Raw genomic sequence first — 18,269 nt, forward strand, 5'->3', positions numbered from 1 at the left:
ATATTCCTTTCCGCTGGCTTACAGCTTTTCGATGTAAACTACTTTGGAATCGACAAGCTTCTGAATGTCCTCATCGGTATATCCGTGCTCCTTCAGGATTTCAGCAGAGTGCTCGCCGACTAAGGGGGCCTGCCGTTCCATGGTGGGGGCGATGTCCTCGATGCGGGCGGGTTCGGTGGTGGCAAACCGAATGGGAGTCATCGGCTGCTTGGTCACAGTGCCATCCCGGTTTTCTACGGGAATGATATACATGTTCTCCAGCGCCTGGGGGTCATCCAGAACCTCCTTGATGTGCTGAACTCGGTCATAGGCGATATCGGCCCGAGCAAACATGGCGGCGATCTCGTCCATGGTGTGCTTGGCAAACTCTGCGCTGAGAATCTCCACCAGCTCGGAACTGTGTGCCTTGGCAGCGGCGGCGGTGCAGTACCGTGGATCGCCAACCAGGTCATTGCGACCTAGCTCCTTCATAAGCGCATCGTTGTAGCGGTCGGGTTCCAGAATGCTCATGTAGAACCACTTGTCGTCAGCACTCTTAAACGTGTCCATGACGGGGGAGCCGGGGTTCAGGCGGGTCTTGGGGTACTCGTCGCCGTACTGGGTGGAGACCATGCCTGCGCTTTCACTCCAGATGGCTTGGGCAAAGAGGGAGACCATGACCTTGCAGCCCTTACCGGTTTTGGCTTTCTGATAGAGGGCGGCGCAGATGCCGCCGGAGAGGGAGCAGGAGGTGGTGGCGTCGCCGAAACCGATGAGGGGATTAACCGGGGAAGTATCCTTCTCAGTGATATCGATCATAGCGCCGGAACGGGCCCAGAAGGCCACGGTATCAAAACCGGCGTTGTCCTTGGCAGGGCCAAAATCTCCGAAGCCGTTGATCTGGGCCCAGATGAGGTGGGGGAACTTTTTGCTCAGAGAGTCATAGTCCAGCCCCAGCCGCCTGAGGGCGCCAGTACGGTAGCTGGAGACAAAGACATCGGCGCTCTCGAGCAGCTTATACAAAACAGCCTTCCCTTCGTCACTCTTCAGATTGAGGGAAAGACCGCGCTTGTTGGCATTATAGGCGGTATAAAATGGGTTGCAGTCCTTTACGGTAGGGCAAGACATAGTTGCTCCGGTGCCGCGGCCGGGGTCGCCGAAACTGGGCTCCACTTTGATGACATCGGCGCCCCAGTCGGCGAGAATACGGGCGGCGCCGGGGCCGGCGACAAAATAGGTCAGATCGATGACCTTAACACCATCCAACGGTTTGAACATAGGATTCCATACTCCTTTCAATAATAAGGGATTTGTGGGCGGCGCGGCAGGAATGCCGCACCGATGCAGAAATACTGGAGCAGCTTATATTTGCGGCTAAGCCATCAAGGCAGGTTGGGGAAGAGGGTAAAGAGCGCCACACCAACCAGGGAACCAATAAAGGGAATGATAACGGTAAGCGCAAAGGTGAGGCCGTAAGAATCCTTATGCGTCTCGCGGCACAGGCCGTTGGTGACAGTAACGATATAGCCGTTGTGTGGAAGAGAATCCAGAGCAGAGGAGGAGAGGGCCATGACGCGGTGGACAATGCTGGGAGCAATGCCAAGCTGGGTATAGACTGGGCCGAGGATGGGTACTGCGATGCCCAGACCGCCGGAGGCGGAACCGCAGATGCCAGCAATCACAGTGGTGCCGATCACCAGTCCCAGCAGTTTGGGACCGGGGAGGTTGACCATGGCGCTTACGATGTCGCCAAAAACGGGGCTGTTGGAGGCGACGCCGCCGAAGCCGTTAACGGCGCAGGTGTTGGTGATGGAGAGAAGGGCCATGGCAGCGCCATCGGCAAAGTGCTTGGGGAGCTCTTTGGGATTGATGTACTTGATCATCAACACCACGGCGGACACCGCTCCGGCCAAAACGCCGGCCTCCACAGGGGCAATAGCCACACCGTTGAATTTGACATTGACCAGTACGATGGTGATGACCAGGGGCAGCAGAGAGACCAAAAAGTTGGGCAGATGGCTGTCGCCCTCCTCGCCAAAGTCATCACCCTCTTTGGCAATAAAATGCTCACCGTTCTTTTTGGCTTTGCTGAGCCAGAAGTGGAGATAGATGATACCGGCCACTAGCATAAAGCCACAGGCCATAAATCCGTTGACGGCGCCTGCCATATAAGAAGTACCCAACTCGGTAGCGGGTACATTGTTGTGGATCTGTACGGCGCCGGGCGCGATCATGGCAAAGGTGGAGCAGCCGAAGCACAGGGCGCCGGGGATGCCGCGCCGAGGCAGGTCGGCGGCGCGGAAGACCTGCAAGGCAATAGGAAAAACGGCAAAGGAGCACACGAAGGCGGACACGCCGCCGTAACAAAGCACGCCGCAGGCAACGGGAACGGAGATAAAGGCCCACTCGGTACCCATAACTTTGATGATAGTCTTGGCGATGGACTTGGCCGCGCCGGTGATGTCCATCGCCTTGGCCATCAAAGTACCCGTGAGGAAGATCAGATAGTTGTTTTTGAAAAAGGTGGTAAAGCCGGTCATGAAGTGGACTTTGTAGGCGTCATAGATATTCATCTGGCTCGTGACAGCTACAACCAGCGTACAGACGAACACCGTCAGATAAATATTGAAGCCTTTCATGATCATGTACATCAATAGGGCGAACGCCAGGATGATGCCGATGATACCCAGAGCGGTCATAGGTTCTCCTCCTTAAGTCATATCTGTCTCTCCATTAGGATCGGGAGATACTTACCGATTATGGAACACGGCGGGACGCTTGCCCAGGAAAGCGTCCATGCCTTCCTGCTTATCCTCGGTTCCAAAGGTGATGGCGGCCAAGTCTTTCTCCAGCTCTAGACCGGCGCGCATGTCGACGTCCATGCCGCGGTTAATGGCGACCTTGGAGTAGCGAATGGCCATGGGGGCCTTTTCGAGAATGGTGCGCAGCATAGACTTGGCCTCGTCCAGAAGAGACTCGGCCGGGACGACTTTGTTGACCAGGCCAATGCTCTTGGCCTCCTCTGCTTTTACCTGACGACCGGTATAGATGAGTTCTTTGGCGATACCCGTGCCCACCAGCCGGGGCAGACGCTGTGTACCGCCAAAACAGGGGATCACCCCCAGATTGGCCTCGGGTTGACCGAAGACAGCCTTTTCGGAGGCGATGCGAATATCACAGCTCATGGACAGCTCGCAACCGCCGCCGAGAGCGTATCCGTTGACTGCGGCGATGACAGGCTTCTCCAAGGCCTCGATTTTGTTAAACAGAGCCTGGGCCCGGTTGGCGTAATTGCGGCCCTCTTCGCTCTTGTAGGACTGCATCTGAGAGATATCGGCCCCGGCCACGAAGCCTTTTCCCTCGCCTGTAATAATGACGCCCAGAATGCTTTCCTCACGTTCCAGACAAGTGAAGATACGGTCCAGTTCCTCCAAAGTTTGATCATTAAGGGCGTTGAGGGCCTTGGGACGGTTCATGGTCAGAATGGCGATGGCGCCGTCCAGTTCTGCCCTGATGTTCGTTAAACGCTCTGCTACCTGCTGGAATGTCTCGCTCATAAAAATGACCTCCTTTGATTTCTCAAGAGAATAGACGTCGCGCCGGCAACGCCGTCCAGTCCCGTCAGACGATTTTGGTATAAGCAATCCGAATGCCAATTCGTGATTTAGGCATAAAATGGCCTCCTTGGAAAGGAAAATGGCCAATATCTTGGAATAATCAGTGGAAATATGTAAGAGGGTGCGTCTCCAAACAAAGAATTATGTCTCCGTTTGGAGACGAAAGAAAAAAGCCCTTTGTCACAAGATAAATCGGGATTTTAACAAGAAGGGGTCCGGCAGAGTGTGGGTGCGTAAAATATTGAGAAATGAAGGGCGGTGGAGCCCACGGGAAAAGAAGAAACCGGAGGAGAGAGAAAGCCGTGTGGGGCAGGTAAAATGCTAAATTTAAAACGCATGGTGTCTCTATATAGAGACACCATGCGTTTTAGCGGCAGAATATGCTTTTGGGCATAGAGAGTCGACAGAAACAAAAGGAGAAGAGATTCTACAGCCTTGTGGTCCGGAACTGTTTTTGAACGTTGTAGCGATAGAAGGTCATTCCTTTTTGCTGTTTCCGACGGTCATTCTGAGTCCAGCTCATCCAAAAGCTGATTAGAGGGGACTGCGGGCTCCGGCAGGACCTGATAGAGCACATCGCCGGATCGGGGCGACATCCGGGCGCAGAATTCCTGAAGCTCCTTCAGACTTTGCAGCGAAAGATTGCTTTTTAGCATTGTCAGTTGCTCCTCTTTGGGGAGGCTGTCAAAGTACCTGCGGGCATCCGCTGGAAGGGAGGAGGGGTCAACCACGGCCTTCCCCCTCCGCGATGATCTGCTCCAGAACGGACATCAGGTCGTTCATATTTTCCAGATGGACGTTACGGGCCAGGATGGCGTTTTTCAGGTCGAGGGGCATAGATTCAAATTTTTCTTTGATATGCGGAGAGACATAAGACATTATCGATCACCTCACCCATAGTATGGCCCGAATGGGACTAAAAAACGCCGGTCAGCCAAAAGCTGCCGGCGGAAAATTTGGTCTGCCTCCCTGGAGGAGCGACTGCCCCTCCAGGGAGTACAGCGATGTTGCAAAGAGAGAGGGAGGAGGTTGGAATTGGTTGTTTGAGTCTTTGCAAATATAGGATATCACATCGAGTTGGGAATTGATGGACAGTTTTATAACTTGATGTGAACTTTTTATGAACGCAGGAGGCCGGCAGGCAGGGGCGTCTCCCGGATGGTAAAGAGACTATCCAGCACCAGCCAGTTCTGGGGAAAGGGGCGCATGAGATTCCAGTAGCCGGCCCCGTCAAGGCCGTATTCGGGGATCAGGGAAAGCTTGGCGCGGATGCTGCGGGCATCCTCGAACCAGACCTCATGTTCGGTGCCGTTTTCGTCGGTATAGCGGAACCAAGGGGCCTGCGCAGTTTCATCATAGGAAATGGAGGAGCGATAACGGGCGGCCAGACTGACAGCATACTGTGGCGAGATAGAGGTGGCCCGCGTTTCCCCCTGGAGAAAGGGAAGCGGCCAGTCGTAGCCGTAGTTTGGCACTCCAAGCCATAGCTTCTCCGCCGGTATTTCGGTAAGCGCATATTCTACGACGGCCCGAACATTGGGAAGCGGGGCCACGGCCATGGGCGGGCCATAAGTATAACCCCACTCATATGTCATGAGGAATACACGGTTGGCGGCCTCGCCAAGGTCACGGTAGCTGTGCCCCTCATATAAAAGGCCCGGCTGGTCGCTGGAGGTTTTGGGGGCCAGGGCAACAATGACAGGATAACCCAGGGGGTTGAGACGATCCCGCAGACGACGGATAAAAGCGGCATAGGGGAGGGCGTCCTGCGGGAAGACAAACTCAAAATCCACATCCAGCCCGGAATAACCTTTTGTCTGGAGTGTGGTGAGCACGTTGTCAATAAGAACCTCCTGAAGGGAAAGGTCATTGAGCACCAAGTTGGCCAAGTCATTGGAAAAATTTCCTGATTCAGTCAGGGTAGACAGATGCATCAGCGCCGCTGTGCCTACCGCACGGCCCATGGCGATCAGCGGCTCGTCGTCCAGCGATACCAATTCCCCATCCTCCTGTATGCCATAGGTGAAGGGGGTGAGATAGGTAAGAAAAGGCAGGGTCCGCTGCAGCAGGCTTTGATTGATAAAAGGATAGGCATAGCTATTTACGGTAACAGACGGCCCGGGACTCCCCTGATAGCGGAGTACCAGAGTCTGACCGGGGTAAAGGGTGGGCTGGCCCTCCAGAATGGGATTGTTCCGATAGAGCTGCCGGAGACTGAGGCCTGACTGAAGCGCGACAGAGACGAGTGTATCCCCTGGCTGCACCGTATAGACCTCTTCCGGAAAACGGATCACCAAAGTCTGCCCTACGACCAGAAGCGAAGGGTTGGGGAGGCGGTTGTCCTCCATAATCTGGGACATAGGCACGCCGAATGCCTGGGCGATGCCAAACAGATTGTCACCAGGCTGTACAACATAAATTTCCATCGATCATACCAGCGTGATATACTCAGAACTGGCATAGCCCACCACGCCGTCAAAGCGCACCAGATACCAGCCCTGCCACTGGTTGAGCACAGTGAGTCTGGCGCCGTCATAGGCACGGGCCACGATGGGGGCGCTCCGGTCAGGTCTGGAACGGATGTTCAGGGCGCCCCATTCCACATCCACCACGGCCTGCCGGGCGGGGCGGGGTTCCAGGAAGGGGATACCAAAGTACTGGCAGAGAGACTCCACAAGATTGCGGGCGATGGCATCCAGATTGTTTTGGACCCAAGCGGCATCATCCGGATTGTCGTGATATCCCAGCTCCAAAAAAACAGAGGGTGCGCGGACCTTGCGGACCTCCCCTATGGTAGTGGTCGGCTCTGTACGGACCTTGGAGGGAAGGGGATAGATTTTTTTGAGATTTTCAGCCACAATTTCTGCTGCACGGCGTCCTTCCGCACTTCCTGGATAATAAAATACCAGTACGCCGCGTATTTGTCCATACTGCCCCTCCGGCACTCCATTGGAGTGGAGGGCCAGATGAAGATCAAAATTTCCGCTGTTGGAGGCGAGGATAGAGGAGGCGGCCGTCATTTCCGGCGTATTGCGGACGTATTGGATCCCACTGGCGTTCAGATAGGGGACCATAGCGTCGGCCAGACGGTTCATCCAATACTCTTCACTGCCGCCACTTACATAAAAATTGTTCTCCTGTGTGGAAGGAGAGAGGTAGATGATAGGCATAGAGATACCTCCTTTGGTGTCCTATCCTATGCCGGCTTTTTTAAAATGGAGACAGACGGACGGTGTAAAAAGGGCGAGGAGGGCCGTGCGGCGGAAAAAGTCCGCAAGTTTGGAAATGCGGAGTTGGCCGCGTCCTGTTATACTTGGAGAGGAAGGGGGGCAGGGGCATGCGGCATACGGAGACGATGGAAGATGTGCTGCGGTATATTGATGAGCACATCTCTCGAGGCCTGACAGCGGAGGAACTGGCGCGGGTATCCGGGTACTCTTTTTATCATTTTTGCCACTTGTTTGCCATCGATATGGGGCTGTCGGTGGGCGCATATCTTCGACGCCGGCGCCTGGAACTGGCGGCAGGGGAGATCCTCCAGGGGGGAAGCATTACGGAGATCTCGACAAAAAGTGGTTTTGAGACCCCGTCCGGTTTTTCAAAAGCGTTCCGCAGGCACTATGGAATGGCCCCCACGGAATACAAGAGCAAGAAAGGAGAGATAGATGTGATGACACCGGAAATCAAGTATGTGGAGGGCTTTTCGGCAGTGGGGTATTGCCTGGCTCCTCCGGAGGGAGAATTTGATGTCTTAGATGCCAGCGCGTATTGGCTCGGAAAGGACTTTTCCTCCGTCAGCAGGGCGGATTACGCCAAGCTCACCTATCCGGGATATGCGGAGATCGGCGCGTGGATGCACCCGGATCAGGTGGCAGGAGAGTTTTATTACTTTTTTGGGCCTCAAGTAAAGGAGAAAAGCTTTATCCCGGATGGTATGGTGCCGCTGGACATCCCGTCGGCAGAATATGCGGTATTTCTCGTTCCAAGAGGGGCGTCGGTGGAAGAAGTCGGGGCAAATGTTCGCAAGACCTGGAAATACATTTTTTCGGAGTGGTTTGACCAGAGCGAATACCAATTTGACTCCGCCAAGATCGACTTTGAATATTACCTGGGTGAGGATGCCTTTATTTATGTGCCGGTTGTGAAAAAATGAAAATACAAAGCCCCTCTCCGGCCGGAGAGGGGCTTTGTACAGGCGATTACAGTAGAGTATCAGAGGAGGACCACCGCCTGCCGCTGCGGTAAAGCAGTGCGGAGCCCCCGCAGACAAGCAGGAGAAGGAGGCCGGAGAGTCCCCAAAGGCCGCTGGCCCCCAGGGGGAGGACCAGCGCACCGCTGGCGGCATGGAGGGCCAAGTTCCCCAGTTGGCAGGCCAGAGAGGCAAGGCTCAGGACCGTCGCCCGATTTGAACTGTCGCTGAGGCCGTTGAGAAGGGTCTGTTCCTGAATGTTGCTGACGCTGAGCACAGTGTAAAAGAGAAGATAGGCGCCCGCAAAACGCAGAGGGGAGAACTGACGCGAGAGAAGGAGGAGGGCCAGTCCCAACAGAGACTGAAGGAAAAAGTAGCCTCTCCAGCGGCTGCGCTCCGAGGAGAAAGAGATCCGTCCGGAGGCGAGCCCTCCCACAGTGAGCAGCAAATAGCTTCCCACACACAGCAATCCCAGCCATACGCCGCTCCTGGAAAGGAGCATGGACTGGAAGGCGGGCTGCCAATACACATCTACCACACCTTGGCTTCCGGCCAAAACGGCCATGCAGAGGGCCAGGGCCCAGAAAGGGCGGTTGCCCCGAAGGAGCGCGGCGCTCGCGGAGAGCTGGTCGCACAGACGGGAGCGTGTGCCCTCCCGGGGAGGCTCGTGGAGAAAAAGGATGCACAGCAGGCCTTCGCAGATCAGCAGTGCCAGCCGCAGGAGCAGGTGGAGCGCATAACCTCTCACAGCCGGCAAAAGACCGCCGACCAGGGCGCCCAACGCGATCCCGGCGCTCCGGAGTACAGTGAGCTGGGCAGTTATCGGGGCCAAGCGCTCCGCCCCCTTTTCCTCCAAACAGGCGTCGATGATAAGCGCGTCCAGACTGCCAGAGGAAAAGGCGCGGCTTGCCCCCCAGAGTACCATGGCTGCGGCAACCAGAGGCAGACTTCCCGCTGAGAGGAGCAGCATGAATGCGGCCATGACCAGGGCCACGGAGAGCAGGCAGGTCGGCTTCCGGCCCCGCCAGTCGGCGAAAACACCGCTGGGGACCTCAAGAAACAGGGCGGTGAGAGAGTAAAGCCCCAGCATCAGAGGCAGTGTCTGCATGGTACAGCCCCTGGACAGCAGAAGTAAGCTCAGCACAGGCATAATAATTCCGGTGCTGAAATAGCTCAGCAGGAGGATGCCGCTGTGAAGGGGGCTCATGGGGACACCTCGGAGGATTCAGAAGCGTCATAGGCCAGCAGTGCGAATTCCCAGGGGCTGGTATCTGGGCCAGGCAGACTATGGGCATCAAAAAAAGCCTTCACCTGGGTGCGAAAGGCAAGCCAATCCGCTTCCGTTAGATGGAGAACGCCGGCCATGGCGTCTCCCCCTTCCTCCGGCATGGTGGGGCCAAGGCGGTGCATGGTCTCAAAATAGCCCTGAACAGCGGTTTGGACCACCTGAAAAGCCAAAGCTTCTCTGTCATTGCGCAGATCTGCCCGAGTGGCGCCGATACAAACGGTGGCCCCGGTGCAGGCGTAATAGGTTGCGACAATACCGTTAATACGCTCCTGATGGTCCACCTTGACCACGCCCAGCGGAAGGAGTTGCTTGAGATGATGCTGGACGGAGGAAGGTGAGACACCAAGGCGCAGGGACAGGGATTTGGGCGTCATAGGTCTGCCGGAGAGCTCCAGGATACGCAGCAGCTGCTGGCGGACTGGACTCATATAGACCTTTAGCTCCTGCATTGTGTTCAGTTCGATTACCGGATGATTCATAATGCTCCCACCTCCGGGGCGTGTTTGAAAGTCGTTGACCCACCCAAACGCCGGGCTCTGTACTCCCCGAGCGGCTTTCCAGGGGCCGAAATCTCTGACCGCCAGGCAGGTTGCCGATTATGAAATAAGCCTTATTCATTACAAAAATTATAACGTTTTAATATTTATAATGTCAAGAAGAAAAAGGGCCTGGGTCAAATCATTGACCCAGGCCCGAAAAAGAGGCGTCAATACCCTCTGTCTTTCAGATCCTTCACCAGGGAAACATAGAACTCCCGCACATCAAAACCATCGATATCCTCGCGCATCAGGTCGATAATATCGCCGTGAGAAATGCCTCGCCTGCCGGAGACGGTCTGATTGCCCAGAAAATCCCCCCACTTTGCTGAGGAAAGGGTCACCAGGCCATCATTGGCCTCCCTGTCATACTTTTTTACCAGAGGATAAGTAAGGTTGAGGGGGAAGGGGGCGCTGCCCGCTTTCCTCATAGTGGACATAACGCTCTGGTAGAGGATGCCGGGACGGTCCGGCGTGTCCTCATTGAAGCGGGCACAGGCGTCTGCACGCAGATCGGTGACGCCGGCAATGAAATTGGGGCTGAGGTCCCCCAGCTTCTGAAAGATGGCGTTATAGCGTATGCCGATCCAGCGGACCAGAGAGGCGGGGAGGCGATCCATCAGTTCCTGGGCAAAGACACAGCCCCGATGCGGGGTATTGATGGTGGTGAGGGAGGCCACATATCGGTCCATGCCCAAATGGGAAATGGCGTAACGGGAATCGAGACCTCCCTTGGAGTGGGCGATGATATTTACCTTGCCGCAGCCGGTCTCGGCGATTATTTTTTGAATCTGGTCTCGAAGCTCGGCGGCGCTTTCCGCTACCGCAGCGGAGGACTGCTGTTCGCCGTAATAGAGGACGGCGCCGTTGCGGGTGAGTTCTTTTGGGATTCGCCCCCAATAGTTGATGAGCTGCCAGTCCCGAAAGAAAATACCGTGGACCAACAGAATAGGATAGCGGGTGGCGCAGACCTCATTTTCTTTCCGCAGCGCATTGCACTCTTGCTTGGCAAGGTCGAAACGGTACTCTGCCTTCACCAGAGCGCAGGCCCTCCAAAGGAGAAAAAAGTTGACCACCGGGCACCACCACAGACAGATGAGCAGGACACGCAGCGCCAGCCGCAGCCGAGTGGAGGTAAAGACGATGCGGAAAAAGCCGTTGGCCAGAAGAAGAAAGAGGAGGAGCAGCGTAAGGGCAATGCTCCAAAGGGCACGTGGCGCGCTCACGCCTGTGGTGGAGATGATATGGGGAAGATAGACCAGGTAAAGCCCCAGAATGGCCACACTCAGCCAGGCGGAAGTCATGAAGAGCTCATAACCTCCCATCATGATCTTCAAACGCCGCGGGATACCAGGGCGGCGTTCCCAGCTGGGCCTGAGATTGAAGAGCAGAAAAAAGACGGTCAGAGCCACGAGAGCAGGTGCAGAAAGCCATGAAAAAAGAGGTGCGCTGCACAACAGCAGGAGAAGTGCCGTGGTCAAGAGCCGCAAGAGGAGGAGCATGGGAGCACGACCTTTCAGAAAAGAATGATTTTAAAACCATTCTATAGGGAAATCGGGGGATTTTCATTGAAATAGGATTAAAAATTACCCAGAGCAGCGGTCAAAGCGGCAAATTCAGGGATACCGAGGCGCTCTCCCCGTATATCCTCGGGCAGACCACAACTGAGAATGGCGGCACGGATGGAGTCTCGCTCCACACCGCCCAATCCTGCGGCGAGGGCGTTGAGGAGCGTTTTCCGGCGCTGACCGAAGGCCGCCTTGACCAGACGGAAAAAACGCTTTTCGTCCTGTACCGCTATAGGGGGCATATGCCGGGGTGTCATACGCACAACGGATGAGGTCACCTTGGGAGCGGGGACGAAGCACTCCGGACCGACATCAAACAAAAGCTCCGGCGCGGTATGGTACTGACAGTAGATAGAGAACGCACCATATTCGGCAGTGCCCGGCGCGGCACAGATGCGCAGAGCCACCTCTCTCTGGATCATAACTGCGATTTGGGCAAAGCGCCTGGAGTCAATCAGGGCGGAGAGGACAGGAGTGGTGATGTTATAGGGCAAATTGGCACACGCCATAGGAGTAAGACCGGAAAATTTTTCATCCACCAAGGCGCCAATATCCAATTTCAAAATATCGCCGGGGATGATCTCCACATTGTTCCGCCCTGCCAGAGTTTCGGCGAGCACGGGCAGGAGAGAGCGGTCCAGCTCCACCGCCACCACTTTAGTCGCGGCATTGGAGAGGCGCATTGTGAGGGGGCCGATGCCGGGGCCGATTTCCAGCACACCGTTTTGGAGGGATACGCCAGCCCCCTCCACCAAGCCGTCGGGCACCCAGCCCTCGATCAGAAAATTCTGCCCCATGGATCTGGAGAAACGGAAGCCGTGTCGGCCGAGCAGGAGACGAATGGTGTTGAGGTCGCAGAGGTCCATAACAAATACTCCTAAACAGTTTATTTGTGGATAGTATATCAGCTTTCCGGCAGATTGTCACCTCGGACGGCCCGAGACGGCACATTCTTTATTCCGAGATACAGAGTGAAGAAAAGAAAAAATGGCCCGGAGCGTGTAAAGCACCCTCCGAGCCTGATCAGTCAAGGCTGGTCCTTCCAGCGCAGGAGTTTGGGAAAGAACCCTCGCATCTGCGCCTTTGCCTGCTCCTCACTCATGCCGGGATGTTCCCGTGACAGAATGGGGGCACAAAAATCGATCATTTGATCCATCGTCATATCCGCGGTAAAAGCGCCGCCTTGGTAACAGTATTTGCAATAATGGCGACTTTCGCTGCCGTCGGCTTCTGTACCGAAAAAGGCCGGATCATCGAGGGGCATACCGCAGGACTGGCAGAATTTTCGTTCCATCGTGGAATCCTCCTTTTGTTTGGGTGATTCCATTGTAGCCCGAAAAACCCGACATCTTATGTCAGGTTTTTCGCAGTTTTTCCAGATCTGACGCCCCAACAGGCCCACCTGAAGCCGGACCTGGTCGGGGGAGAGGATCTCCAGACAGGTGCCGAAAGAGAGCAGGTATCCGTAGAGCCAGCCATCCTCGGGAAAGTCTATCGCTACCAGCAGGGATCCGTCCTTTTCCCGTTTTACACAGGAGAGATCAAACTCATCATAGACCCGATAGGCCACAAGAGGAGAAAAGCGCAGCCGCAGCGGGGTGCAGCGGGAGGAAGACAAGGGGGCGGCCTCGATTGCCGGTGGAGACAGAGAGAGGTCGAACCGCTCCTCTGTCACAGTAAGCTCCAAAATGCGGCTGAGGCGGAAGGTGCGGTAATCCCTGTTGGCAAGGCAGAAGCCCTGCAGATACCAGGCCCGCCCCTTAAAGACCAGCCGGGCAGGGAGAATGCGGCGTACGGAGGCACCTCCATAGGAAGCTGCATAGGAGAAGGTGGTGACGCGGCGCTCCAGGATCGCTCTCTTCAACTCGTCAAAGCGGCGCGCTCCACCGCCGGAGGCTCCCCAGGGGGTGAGGTCTACCTGGAGCCAATCCGGCTCCCTGCGGCCGAAAAGACCTGAGAGCTTGGTCAGGGTGGCGCGGCTCTCCGGTGAGTCCCCGCCCGGAAGGCTTTTCAGTGCGGTGAGGACTCTGGCCTGCTCCTCAGGGGAGAGCGCGGCTCGATCAAGTACGAAGCGGTCCGTCAGGGAGATGCCGCCGCCCCGCCCTTGTGAGGCGTAGATGGGAATGCCGGCGGCAGAGAGGGCGTCCACATCTCGGTAGATGGTACGCACGGATACCTCAAATCGTTCCGCCAGCGCTCGGGCGGTGATCTGCTTTTTCTCCAGCAGCAGATAGACGATTTCGAAAAGACGGCTTACCGACATGCTTCTGTTTCCCAGGCACCTGGCCGGAGGCGAGCCATGGAACACTCGTCGATGTACCTGCCGCGGCGGACGGTAGCCATCCGCCGCAGCCCCTCCCGCTGGAACCCCATCTTTTCATACAGGGCGATAGCGCGCTCGTTATCGGCATACACCTCCAACTCTACCCGGAGCAGCATCAGCCAATTGTCGGCCAGATCCAGCAGCGTCTCCATCAAGGCGGTCCCTACACCGCGTCCCTGCCAGTCGGTATGCACAAAGATCCCCACGCTGCCTACGTGCCGCATACGCGGGTTGGAGCAGACACAGAGTCCGGCCGCACCGATTACGGTTTCATCCTCTGCTGCGGCTACAAAATTGTGGTCGTTGGGGCCCAGGCCTTCAATGAAAGCCCGGCTGTCTGCGACCCGGCAGGAGGGCAGCCCCAGCGTGTTTTCCATTACACCGGGCATCCGTCTCAGGGCGGCGATCCCCTCCGCGTCCTGCGGCCCGATGGGGCGGATGATATACTCCATAAAGCACATCTCCCTACGATGGTTTTCGGCATTATACCACTCCGGCGATAAAATAACAAGCGGCCCGGCGGAGAAAACCGCCGGGCCACCTATAAAAGAAAAAGGATCAATAGGCCACAACAATGCCGCCGTCATTTGCATAAACCGTACTGATTCCTCCAGTCTCGGTGATGAGGATGTCGGAGAAATGACAGGACTTGCGCACCATCTCCTTGAGCTGAAAGGCGCGTTCCAGACAATTACAGTGGGCAATGGCCAAAAGCTTTCCGGCGTGCGCTGCATCCTTGGACATGATCTCCACCATTTTGGACAGGGCCTGTTTTACACTCATAGCCTGCCCACGTTTATAGATCTCACCTTCAGGCGTTGCGCCCATAAGAAGTTTGATACGCAGGGCACCGGTGACCACGGATTGGAGACCGGTCAAACGCCCATTTTTACGCAGGTTGTCCAACGATTCCAGCACAAACATAGTGGTCATTTCCGTACAAAAAGCGGTGGCCTCGCTTACGACGGTCTGAAAGGGGAGTCCTTTGGCGGCCAGCTCTCTGACCTTCAGCGCCAGAAGCACCTCGCCCGCAGAGGCGGAGCAGGAGTTAAAAATGTGGACACGAGCCTGAGGGTGCTCCTCCAGCCAGAGCTGGCGGGCCTGCTGCGCGCTGTTGTGAGAGCCGGAAAGAAGAGCTGAGAGCGTGATCACATACAGATCGTCGGCCCCGCAGGCGAAAGCATCCAGATATTGAGCGGGAGCGGGACAGGAGGTTTGAGGCGCAGTCTCGCACTCCTTCATCCTCCAGAGCAGGTCCGCTTGATCGAAGCTCGCATCGTCCACGACTACATGGTCCCCAACGCGAATGGTAAGCGGTACACTGAGAAAATCCTCTTCCCGGAGCAGGGAGGGTGTCAGATCGCAGCAGCTATCCACAATCACTTTAAAACTCATACAAATTATCCCCTAATCTGATTTTACAAATTAGATTTTACCATACAACTGTGGGAAAGTCAACGATGCAAGGACAATTATAAGACGTTATTCAAAAATTGTTAAAACACTTGGTTAGTGGCCGTTCACCGGTTATATATACCCCAACCTGGTCAGATATCAGATAGAAAGAGGAGCCACCCCGACTGGGAGCGGCTCCTTCGATTACGTAAGGATGTAGACGGTGCAGCTCCGTACGCCGAACTGAATACATTCGTAGTAGGTATCGAAAAAGAGGTCGATACGGTTCCCCTTGATGCTGCCGCCGCAGTCCTCAGCGGTGGCCACACCGTATGTGATAGAGCCATCGGAGGAGACGATATACATACGGGTGCCATAGGGAATCACTTTGGGGTCCACGGCGATAGCGCCCACGCGGGCGGTGGTGCCGGTGGCGGTTCTTTTCCAGGACTGCCGCTCGGTGGTATAGGCGGTGGCCACGCAGTCCAACGCCCTGGAGTAGGAGAGGGACTCGCCGGAAAGGGTAGTGAGCACGCCGCCCCCGTCCTCCCGCACATTGATATGGGTAAGCACGTCGTCACTTATGCTGAGCCAAGAGGCGGCCACAGCATCCACCTTTGTGCCGTAGGACACGATTTCATCTACAGGCAGCCGGGCTACGTGCTCACCCAAGTCATACCGATGAACAGTGCCGTCCGGATCAGTGACGATCTTGACGGTGTGTTCCACAGAGCCATCGACCCCCTTCTGGACCACGCGCTCTTCCCCGATGGGGAGTTCCGGATCCTCTTCCCGAAGCTGGGCAAAGGGCAGTATCCGGGTGGTCGTCCGCTCGAAGTGAGTCACCGGGCGCTGTACGGTGACGCGCACTACGTCATTTTCCTGAGAGATCGCTATGCGATCTGCGCCGGAGAGAGAAACACCGGCATACTCCAGCGCACGGTCCACTTCACCGGCGTGGCCGGTGACCAAATAGCTCACCTCGCCGTCCACAATCTCAAAAGTGGTTCGGGTAGTGGCGGAACCGCTGACGAGCAGGATGGAGAGCAGAGCGAGAGCGAGCAGGGCGGTGATTTGTCCGCCCCTGAGTAATCGATCCAACATGAGAGAGAGACCTCCTGAATATCACTGGTGCAGTTTGTAATCTTTTGCGTGGCTGGGACATTTCCAGGATTATAGCCACTTTGGAGGCAAAAGTCAAACAAACACTGTGGATTCAGGAAGAAAGGGCGGATCCAGAGTACAAAAAGGGACGTCAACTTTCGTCGGGACGGAAAGAAAAAAGAAACAAAAGATTACAAAAGGTTACAGGACGGAGCCGTTGGGACACAAAGCCTGGGGCGATTTAGCAGGAAATGTGTCACGCTGCGGTCGGCGCACAAAAAAGTATGTCCCTTCATCAGAGGCAGTACACCCATAATTACCTGAAATAGGGGAAAATACAACCATATTTTAAAATAAAAAACAAAAATATGGTATAAAACTTTGTATTTTATGCCTGAAAAACACAAAAAATGTCCTACGAAACTTTGTGCAGACATACGAGGAAAATAAATGCCTTCCTACCTTCGGGGCTGAAAATCGGCCTCCTCTTCCATCAGCTCCTGGAGCAGTTTTTGGTCCTCCTTGGAGGAGAAATCCAGCTTTTCGTACAGATCGGGCCGCCTGCGAAAAGTGCGGAGGATGCTCTGTTTGCGGCGCCACCGGGCGACCAGGGCATGGTTCCCGGAGCGGAGGACATGGGGGACGGTACGTCCATGCCAGGTCTCGGGGCGGGAATACTGGGGGTACTCCAGCATACCGCTCCAATGGCTCTCGTCCTCAAAGCACTCCGGGTCGGGGAGAACGCCCGGCACCATGCGGGCGACGGCGTCCGCCACGACCATGGCAGGCAGTTCTCCGCCAGTGAGTACGAAGTCACCGATGGAGAGCTCTTCATCCACACAGGCCTCGATAAACCGTTCGTCGATCCCTTCGTAGTGTCCGCAGACGAGGATTAGGTGCTCATAATCCCGGAGCAGGCGTTTGGCCTCACATTGGGTGAAGGTTTTGCCGGCCGGAGAGAGGTAAATGGTATGTCCGGGGCCATAGGCATCCGTAATATGCTTCCAGCATTGGTAGAGAGGATCTGCCTGCATAACGGCGCCATGTCCGCCTCCATATGGGTAGTCGTCCACCTGCTTCTGCTTATTTAAGGTGTAGGCGCGAATTTGATGGGCCTCGATGCGGATCAGATCCCTCTCCTGGGCGCGGCCCAGGATGGACTCGTTCATCATATCGCCCACGGTCTCGTCAAAGAGCGTCATAATGTCGATCCTAACCATCGCTTGCCATCCCTTCGATCAGACGGACGCGGATGTACCCGTCCTCTACGTTGGTCTCGGCTAGAAATGCATCCACGGCGGGGATCATGTACTCGTGTGCGCCTCCGCGGACCACGTAGACCTCATGGGCGGGAGGCGTGAGAATATCGGCGATGTGCCCAAGCACGGCGCCAGTGTCCGCGTCCCGGACCTCCAACCCCATGAGATCGGCCAAAAAGTGTCGCCCATCCGGAAGCTCCACGCCGGTGCGGTCGATGGAAACCGTTTTTCCTTTGAGGCGCATGGCGGCGGCGACATCATCCACGCCCTCCAGACGGGCAAGGACATTTCCCTTGTGGGGCTTGGCGCTGAGGACCTTGATGGGGCTTCCGTCCAGGTACAGAAGATCGAAGCTGCAAAGGAATTCGGGTGAGTCGCACCAGGGAACGATTTTGACCTCGCCCTGAATGCCGTGCGTGTTGACGATCTGCCCGGCCTCAAGAAACCGATTTTTCATTGGTGTTCCTCCTACAGATGAAAAGCGGCGGGGGACAGCCCCCGCCGCTTTTTAGTCGACGATCTCGACGGAAACTCTCGTTCCCTTGCGCTGGGCCACGGAGCGCATCAGGGTGCGGATCTCCTTGGCGATGCGGCCTTGACGTCCGATGACCTTGCCCATATCCTCGGGGGCGACCCGAAGCTCCAGCACGGTCTCGCCGTCTGTATGGGACTCGGTGACCGAGACGGCCTCCGAGTGCTCCACCAGGTTTTGGGCCACGTAGGTAAGAAGCTCTTTCATTGATATTCTCCTTACATGCCAGCCTTTTTCAGCAGAGCTTTCACGGTCTCGGTGGGCTGTGCACCAGTCTTGATCCAGGCCTGAGCACGCTCCACATCGACCTTCAGCTCGGCGGGATCGGTGGTGGGATTATAGATACCGATTTCCTCGATGAAACGACCGTCGCGGGGATAACGGGAGTCGGCCACCACGATGCGGTAGAAAGGAGCCTTCTTGGCGCCCATACGACGCAGTCTGATTTTAACCATGTATATTCACCTCCAAATTTTTCA

General features: G+C 56.0%; 20 protein-coding genes. 1 reads left to right on the plus strand and 19 read right to left on the minus strand.

The window, feature by feature from the left end:
* Nucleotides 1-18: 18 nt before the first annotated feature.
* From ABUA09_RS00070 to ABUA09_RS00100, 7 genes are all read right to left on the minus strand, one after another.
* Nucleotides 19-1,257 (minus strand): CaiB/BaiF CoA transferase family protein, encoded by a 1,239-nt coding sequence (locus tag ABUA09_RS00070; RefSeq protein ID WP_033117145.1) that lies wholly within the window; start codon nt 1,255-1,257, stop codon nt 19-21.
* A 104-nt stretch (nt 1,258-1,361) separates the two neighbouring features.
* The gene (locus ABUA09_RS00075) at nt 1,362-2,678 is read right to left on the minus strand and encodes a GntP family permease (RefSeq protein ID WP_349948980.1); all 1,317 of its coding nucleotides are present in this window, start codon (nt 2,676-2,678) and stop codon (nt 1,362-1,364) included.
* A gap of 51 nt (nt 2,679-2,729) precedes the next feature.
* Nucleotides 2,730-3,536 carry an enoyl-CoA hydratase-related protein gene (locus ABUA09_RS00080; protein ID WP_349948981.1) on the minus strand — a complete coding sequence of 269 codons (807 nt, stop codon included), beginning with the start codon at nt 3,534-3,536 and terminating at the stop codon, nt 2,730-2,732.
* Between the two features lie 563 nt (nt 3,537-4,099).
* Complete coding sequence (locus ABUA09_RS00085) at nt 4,100-4,252, minus strand: hypothetical protein (RefSeq protein WP_156113737.1); 153 nt, start codon at nt 4,250-4,252, stop codon at nt 4,100-4,102.
* 67 nt (nt 4,253-4,319) lie between these two features.
* Nucleotides 4,320-4,475: a hypothetical protein gene (locus tag ABUA09_RS00090; protein WP_158453370.1), complete on the minus strand. Its 156-nt coding sequence runs from the start codon at nt 4,473-4,475 to the stop codon at nt 4,320-4,322.
* Nucleotides 4,476-4,714: 239 nt separating this feature from the next.
* Nucleotides 4,715-6,022 carry a LysM peptidoglycan-binding domain-containing protein gene (locus ABUA09_RS00095; RefSeq protein ID WP_349948982.1) on the minus strand — a complete coding sequence of 436 codons (1,308 nt, stop codon included), beginning with the start codon at nt 6,020-6,022 and terminating at the stop codon, nt 4,715-4,717.
* Between the two features lie 3 nt (nt 6,023-6,025).
* Nucleotides 6,026-6,766: an N-acetylmuramoyl-L-alanine amidase gene (locus ABUA09_RS00100; RefSeq protein WP_349948983.1), complete on the minus strand. Its 741-nt coding sequence runs from the start codon at nt 6,764-6,766 to the stop codon at nt 6,026-6,028.
* Between the two features lie 167 nt (nt 6,767-6,933).
* On the opposite strand from ABUA09_RS00100, the gene ABUA09_RS00105 reads away from it, so the two are divergent.
* The gene (locus tag ABUA09_RS00105; RefSeq protein ID WP_033117151.1) at nt 6,934-7,749 is read left to right on the plus strand and encodes a helix-turn-helix domain-containing protein; all 816 of its coding nucleotides are present in this window, start codon (nt 6,934-6,936) and stop codon (nt 7,747-7,749) included.
* A gap of 46 nt (nt 7,750-7,795) precedes the next feature.
* Here ABUA09_RS00105 and ABUA09_RS00110 read toward each other — a convergent pair whose 3' ends face one another.
* The 12 genes from ABUA09_RS00110 to rpsP form a co-directional block, all read right to left on the minus strand.
* Nucleotides 7,796-8,992 carry an MFS transporter gene (locus ABUA09_RS00110; protein WP_349948984.1) on the minus strand — a complete coding sequence of 399 codons (1,197 nt, stop codon included), beginning with the start codon at nt 8,990-8,992 and terminating at the stop codon, nt 7,796-7,798.
* The gene (locus ABUA09_RS00115; RefSeq protein WP_075703758.1) at nt 8,989-9,552 is read right to left on the minus strand and encodes an ArsR/SmtB family transcription factor; all 564 of its coding nucleotides are present in this window, start codon (nt 9,550-9,552) and stop codon (nt 8,989-8,991) included. Before ABUA09_RS00115 ends, ABUA09_RS00110 begins: the two co-directional genes overlap by 4 nt.
* Nucleotides 9,553-9,779: 227 nt before the next feature.
* Nucleotides 9,780-10,937 (minus strand): esterase/lipase family protein, encoded by a 1,158-nt coding sequence (locus ABUA09_RS00120; protein WP_052082600.1) that lies wholly within the window; start codon nt 10,935-10,937, stop codon nt 9,780-9,782.
* Nucleotides 10,938-11,188: 251 nt separating this feature from the next.
* On the minus strand, nt 11,189-12,043 hold the full coding sequence (rsmA, locus tag ABUA09_RS00125; RefSeq protein WP_058117611.1) for a 16S rRNA (adenine(1518)-N(6)/adenine(1519)-N(6))-dimethyltransferase RsmA: 855 nt from the start codon (nt 12,041-12,043) through the stop codon (nt 11,189-11,191).
* A 161-nt stretch (nt 12,044-12,204) separates the two neighbouring features.
* On the minus strand, nt 12,205-13,440 hold the full coding sequence (locus tag ABUA09_RS00130) for a zinc ribbon domain-containing protein (RefSeq protein WP_058117612.1): 1,236 nt from the start codon (nt 13,438-13,440) through the stop codon (nt 12,205-12,207).
* Nucleotides 13,431-13,952 carry a GNAT family N-acetyltransferase gene (locus ABUA09_RS00135; protein WP_279203096.1) on the minus strand — a complete coding sequence of 174 codons (522 nt, stop codon included), beginning with the start codon at nt 13,950-13,952 and terminating at the stop codon, nt 13,431-13,433. Before ABUA09_RS00135 ends, ABUA09_RS00130 begins: the two co-directional genes overlap by 10 nt.
* 106 nt (nt 13,953-14,058) lie before the next feature.
* A complete protein-coding gene (locus ABUA09_RS00140; protein ID WP_058117613.1) occupies nt 14,059-14,895 on the minus strand; it encodes a DegV family protein in 837 nt (278 codons plus the stop codon).
* A gap of 204 nt (nt 14,896-15,099) precedes the next feature.
* Complete coding sequence (locus tag ABUA09_RS00145; RefSeq protein WP_279203094.1) at nt 15,100-15,999, minus strand: G5 and 3D domain-containing protein; 900 nt, start codon at nt 15,997-15,999, stop codon at nt 15,100-15,102.
* Between the two features lie 458 nt (nt 16,000-16,457).
* Nucleotides 16,458-17,219: a tRNA (guanosine(37)-N1)-methyltransferase TrmD gene (trmD, locus tag ABUA09_RS00150; RefSeq protein ID WP_279203092.1), complete on the minus strand. Its 762-nt coding sequence runs from the start codon at nt 17,217-17,219 to the stop codon at nt 16,458-16,460.
* Nucleotides 17,212-17,715 (minus strand): ribosome maturation factor RimM, encoded by a 504-nt coding sequence (rimM, locus tag ABUA09_RS00155; protein ID WP_058117616.1) that lies wholly within the window; start codon nt 17,713-17,715, stop codon nt 17,212-17,214. The genes trmD and rimM overlap by 8 nt, the downstream gene beginning before the upstream one ends.
* A gap of 51 nt (nt 17,716-17,766) precedes the next feature.
* Nucleotides 17,767-17,997: a KH domain-containing protein gene (locus tag ABUA09_RS00160; protein WP_033117161.1), complete on the minus strand. Its 231-nt coding sequence runs from the start codon at nt 17,995-17,997 to the stop codon at nt 17,767-17,769.
* Nucleotides 17,998-18,008: 11 nt separating this feature from the next.
* On the minus strand, nt 18,009-18,245 hold the full coding sequence (gene rpsP, locus ABUA09_RS00165) for a 30S ribosomal protein S16 (RefSeq protein ID WP_033117162.1): 237 nt from the start codon (nt 18,243-18,245) through the stop codon (nt 18,009-18,011).
* Between the last annotated feature and the right edge of the window lie 24 nt (nt 18,246-18,269).

This window comes from Intestinimonas sp. RTP31139st1_F5_RTP31139_211217, from assembly GCF_040226735.1.
GTDB classification, from domain to species: Bacteria; Bacillota; Clostridia; order Oscillospirales; family Oscillospiraceae; genus Intestinimonas; species Intestinimonas butyriciproducens.

Coding starts and splice junctions, on each gene's coding strand:
- ABUA09_RS00120 (WP_052082600.1), bottom strand. CDS start 10,937: ATGATGGGAGGTTATGAGCTCTTCATGACTTCCGCCTGGCTGAGTGTG.
- ABUA09_RS00110 (WP_349948984.1), bottom strand. CDS start 8,992: ATGAGCCCCCTTCACAGCGGCATCCTCCTGCTGAGCTATTTCAGCACC.
- ABUA09_RS00080 (WP_349948981.1), bottom strand. CDS start 3,536: ATGAGCGAGACATTCCAGCAGGTAGCAGAGCGTTTAACGAACATCAGG.
- rsmA (WP_058117611.1), bottom strand. CDS start 12,043: ATGGACCTCTGCGACCTCAACACCATTCGTCTCCTGCTCGGCCGACAC.
- ABUA09_RS00100 (WP_349948983.1), bottom strand. CDS start 6,766: ATGCCTATCATCTACCTCTCTCCTTCCACACAGGAGAACAATTTTTAT.
- ABUA09_RS00090 (WP_158453370.1), bottom strand. CDS start 4,475: ATGTCTTATGTCTCTCCGCATATCAAAGAAAAATTTGAATCTATGCCC.
- ABUA09_RS00145 (WP_279203094.1), bottom strand. CDS start 15,999: ATGTTGGATCGATTACTCAGGGGCGGACAAATCACCGCCCTGCTCGCT.
- ABUA09_RS00095 (WP_349948982.1), bottom strand. CDS start 6,022: ATGGAAATTTATGTTGTACAGCCTGGTGACAATCTGTTTGGCATCGCC.
- ABUA09_RS00075 (WP_349948980.1), bottom strand. CDS start 2,678: ATGACCGCTCTGGGTATCATCGGCATCATCCTGGCGTTCGCCCTATTG.
- ABUA09_RS00160 (WP_033117161.1), bottom strand. CDS start 17,997: ATGAAAGAGCTTCTTACCTACGTGGCCCAAAACCTGGTGGAGCACTCG.
- trmD (WP_279203092.1), bottom strand. CDS start 17,219: ATGGTTAGGATCGACATTATGACGCTCTTTGACGAGACCGTGGGCGAT.
- rimM (WP_058117616.1), bottom strand. CDS start 17,715: ATGAAAAATCGGTTTCTTGAGGCCGGGCAGATCGTCAACACGCACGGC.
- rpsP (WP_033117162.1), bottom strand. CDS start 18,245: ATGGTTAAAATCAGACTGCGTCGTATGGGCGCCAAGAAGGCTCCTTTC.
- ABUA09_RS00070 (WP_033117145.1), bottom strand. CDS start 1,257: ATGTTCAAACCGTTGGATGGTGTTAAGGTCATCGATCTGACCTATTTT.
- ABUA09_RS00085 (WP_156113737.1), bottom strand. CDS start 4,252: ATGCTAAAAAGCAATCTTTCGCTGCAAAGTCTGAAGGAGCTTCAGGAA.
- ABUA09_RS00130 (WP_058117612.1), bottom strand. CDS start 13,440: ATGTCGGTAAGCCGTCTTTTCGAAATCGTCTATCTGCTGCTGGAGAAA.
- ABUA09_RS00115 (WP_075703758.1), bottom strand. CDS start 9,552: ATGAATCATCCGGTAATCGAACTGAACACAATGCAGGAGCTAAAGGTC.
- ABUA09_RS00135 (WP_279203096.1), bottom strand. CDS start 13,952: ATGGAGTATATCATCCGCCCCATCGGGCCGCAGGACGCGGAGGGGATC.
- ABUA09_RS00140 (WP_058117613.1), bottom strand. CDS start 14,895: ATGAGTTTTAAAGTGATTGTGGATAGCTGCTGCGATCTGACACCCTCC.
- ABUA09_RS00105 (WP_033117151.1), top strand. CDS start 6,934: ATGCGGCATACGGAGACGATGGAAGATGTGCTGCGGTATATTGATGAG.